This is a genomic window from Arthrobacter sp. 2YAF22_2 (assembly GCF_052114645.1).
Lineage (GTDB): Bacteria > Actinomycetota > Actinomycetes > Actinomycetales > Micrococcaceae > Arthrobacter.
Window position 1 is genome coordinate 1 of the sequence record NZ_JBFRFD010000412.1, and the last position, 3,435, is coordinate 3,435.

Sequence of the window (3,435 nt, forward strand, 5' to 3'; positions counted from 1 at the left end):
GGCGCGTACGGCCTGGCCGAACGGGGCCTTGTCCGAAGCGGGGTGGTCAAGGACCTCCACGACCTCCAGGTACTTGTGTCCGGCGAGCGGAATAATCATGTTGCGGGTCCCGAAACGGGGGTGTACCCCGCCCTTGACGGCTTCGACACCGAGGGCGGTCGCAATACGTTTGGTGGTGGCAGCCAAGCCATCTTGTTCACAGGCGTAAGAGACGTGATCCATGCGCATGCCATCATCTTGGCACTTTGTGATGGGGCTCTCAGCTTAGGGCATCCTAACCGTGATGGGATGTCATTTTCGCGGGCCGAGGGCGACTGGCGTCAGCCCGGGGCGGCACCACTTTCCGGCGCCCGCGGGCGCTTGGCGGGGCTGCACGTGGGGCGCGGCTTCATCTTCGTCATAAAGCTATCCAGACGCCCGGGGGCCTTCCTAGACTGAAGCCAGGTCATGAGCGCCAGCATCGAGCCCCGGCTTGCTGGCCGGCAACCCTCCTGCGCGGTGGGGTGCCCCGGGTGAAGACCTGGCCAACCGGCGTCCGCCGGAAGGCAAGCGCGGCGCCAGAGCCGGCCGGGCCCCAGGGCCACGGACGGCCTGTGCCCAGTCACAAGGAGCTCTCCAATGTCCAACGCCTGGTCCTTTGAAACCCGCCAGATCCACGCCGGCCAGGAGCCGGATTCAGCCACCGGAGCCCGGGCGCTCCCGATCTACCAGACGACGTCGTTCGTCTTCCCCAGTGCGGAAAGCGCGGCCAACCGCTTCGCCCTCGCCGAACTCGCCCCCATCTACACCCGGATCGGCAACCCCACCCAGGATGCGGTGGAGCAGCGGGTCGCGAGCCTTGAAGGCGGCCTCGGCGCACTCCTCCTGAGTTCGGGGCAGGYCGCCGAAACCTTCGCCATCCTCAACATCGCCGAAGCCGGGGACCACGTGGTCGCCAGCCCCAGCCTGTATGGCGGCACCTACAACCTGCTGGCGCACACACTGAAGAAGTTCGGCATCTCGGTGACCTTTGTGGAAGACCCGGACAACCTGGAACAGTGGCGGGACGCCGTGCAGCCGAACACCAAGCTGTTCTTCGGCGAGGTGGTCTCCAACCCGCGGCAGGACGTGCTGGACCTCGAAGGCGTCGCAGACGTGGCCCACCGGGCCGGGGTACCGCTGATCGTGGACAACACGCTCTCCACCCCCTACCTGATCCGGCCGATCGAGTGGGGCGCCGATGTCGTGGTCCATTCGGCCACCAAGTACCTTGGCGGCCACGGCACCGCGATCGGCGGCGTGATCGTGGACTCCGGCAACTTCGACTTCGGCAAGGACCCCGAGCGCTTCCCCGGCTTCAACACCCCGGACCCCACGTATAACGGCCTGGTCTACGCCCGCGACCTCGGGGCCGACGGGGCGCTGGGCGCAAACCTCTCCTTCATCCTCAAGGCCCGCGTCCAGCTGCTGCGCGACCTCGGCTCGGCCGTCTCGCCGTTCAACGCCTTCCTCATCGCCCAGGGCATCGAGACGCTGAGCCTGAGGGTGGAGCGGCATGTCGCCAACRCCGTCAAGGTGGCCGAATGGCTGGAGGCAAGGGACGACGTCGAATCCGTCGCCTACGCCGGACTGCCGTCCAGCCCCTGGTACGAGCGCGGGCGCAAGTACGGCCCGAAGGGTACCGGCGCCGTCGTGGCCTTCAACATCGCCGGCGGAGCGGAGGCCGGCAAACGTTTCGTCGATGCCCTCGAACTCCATTCCCACGTGGCGAACATCGGTGACGTGCGGTCCCTGGTCATCCACCCGGCGTCGACCACGCACAGCCAGCTCTCGCCCGAACAGCAGACGGTTGCCGGGGTGAACCCCGGCCTGGTCCGGCTGTCAGTGGGGCTGGAACACATCGACGACATCATCGCTGACCTTGACGCCGGCTTCCGGGCGGCCAAAACCGCCTGAGGTCACACAGCCGTCACAATCTTCGCGCTTGCCCGGCCGTGTTTCGTAGACTCKGGGCAGGTCATGAGTGCCAGCGACAGCCCCGGCTTGCTGGCCGGCAACCCTCCTCCTGCGGCGGGGTGCCCCGGGTGAAGACCTGGCCTGTCGGTCAGCTGACGGCGGGCAAGCGCAAAGATAGGTCCGCACATGACGATTGCCGCCGCCCGCACGGGTGCACCCGACAGCACAGCAACCAGCCGCGAAGCGACGGGCCATGACGTGACGGGCCACCAAACGACGAAAGGCACAGGGGCCGCGTCCGTCCCGGACGGGACGGTGCGCCTCCACCGGATCGGCTCCCTGGCCCTTGAATCCGGCGCCACCCTGCCGGATGTCACGCTCGCCTACGAGACCTGGGGAACGCTCAATGCTGACGCCTCCAACGCGGTCTTGATCGAGCACGCCCTGACCGGAGACGCCCATGTCACCCGGGGTGCCGGCGAGGAACCGGGCTGGTGGGAGCAGCTGGCTGGCCGCGGCGCGCCCGTGGACACGGACCGGTACTTCGTGGTTTCTATCAATATCCTTGGTGGCTGCTACGGCTCCACCGGGCCCTCGACGCYGGCACCGGACGGCAGGCCCTGGGGCTCGCGCTTCCCGCTGGTCACCCTCCGGGACAGCACCGCCGCCGAGGCCCGCCTCGCGGACGCCCTGGGGATCGGCAGCTGGCACGCCGTACTGGGCGGTTCCCTCGGGGGAGCGCGCGCCCTCGAATGGGCGGTCAGTTACCCGGAACGGGTCCGGCGTTGCGCCGTGATCTCGGTGGGGGCCAGCAGCACGGCCGAGCAGATTGCGTTCGCCCAGGCCCAGACCCTGGCCATCCGCCAGGACCCCAACTTCAACGGCGGCGACTACTACGGCGGCCCGGAACCGCATGCCGGTCTGGCCCTGGCCCGCCGGATCGCCCACATCACCTACCGTTCCGCCGCCGAACTGGACGGCCGCTTCGGGCGGAAGCCGCAGGCGGCCGAGACCCCGCTCGAAGCCGGGTCGCTGGCCGGCCGGGGCCGCTACCAGGTGGAGAGCTACCTGGACCACCAGGGCAACAAACTCGTGCGCCGCTTCGATGCCAACAGCTACATCGCCATCACCGAGGCGCTAATGAGCCACGACATCAGCCGCGGCCGCGGAAGCCTTAGGAAGGCCCTCTCAAGGGCCACCGCTGAGTTCCTCGTGGCCGCCGTGGACTCGGACCGGCTGTACTTCCCGGCCCAGTCCCGTGAACTCGCCGACGCCCTGCCGGGAGACGTTTCGGTGCATGTGATCGAGGCTCCGATCGGCCATGACGGCTTCCTGACCGAGATCGGCCAACTCAGCGATCAGCTGCGGGAGAGCTTCTTCGGCTAGCTGGCGGCGTCGTCGRCTGTGCATTTTTGCAGACGCGCTCTGCGCGAATGGTCGTTGAGCCTGCGGCGATGGCAGTCCATACTCGTTGAGGATAAAAGCTGTGTGTCATAACTC

Annotated in this window: 3 protein-coding genes and 2 riboswitches; of the genes, 2 read left to right on the forward strand and 1 reads right to left on the reverse strand. The window is 67.9% G+C overall.

Annotated elements, in window-relative coordinates:
* The coding region (locus AB4Y86_RS15020; protein WP_441402997.1) for a VOC family protein at positions 1 to 228 on the reverse strand (228 nt) is incomplete at its 3' end.
* A 215-nt stretch (positions 229 to 443) separates the two neighbouring features.
* Positions 444 to 558, forward strand: a riboswitch (SAM riboswitch).
* 60 nt (positions 559 to 618) lie between these two features.
* Here AB4Y86_RS15020 and AB4Y86_RS15025 point away from each other — a divergent pair.
* The gene (locus AB4Y86_RS15025; protein ID WP_441402998.1) at positions 619 to 1,935 is read left to right on the forward strand and encodes a bifunctional o-acetylhomoserine/o-acetylserine sulfhydrylase; all 1,317 of its coding nucleotides are present in this window, start codon (positions 619 to 621) and stop codon (positions 1,933 to 1,935) included.
* 59 nt (positions 1,936 to 1,994) lie between these two features.
* Positions 1,995 to 2,110: riboswitch (SAM riboswitch) on the forward strand.
* 11 nt (positions 2,111 to 2,121) lie between these two features.
* The gene (gene metX / locus AB4Y86_RS15030) at positions 2,122 to 3,321 is read left to right on the forward strand and encodes a homoserine O-acetyltransferase MetX (protein WP_441402999.1); all 1,200 of its coding nucleotides are present in this window, start codon (positions 2,122 to 2,124) and stop codon (positions 3,319 to 3,321) included.
* Positions 3,322 to 3,435 lie beyond the last annotated feature (114 nt).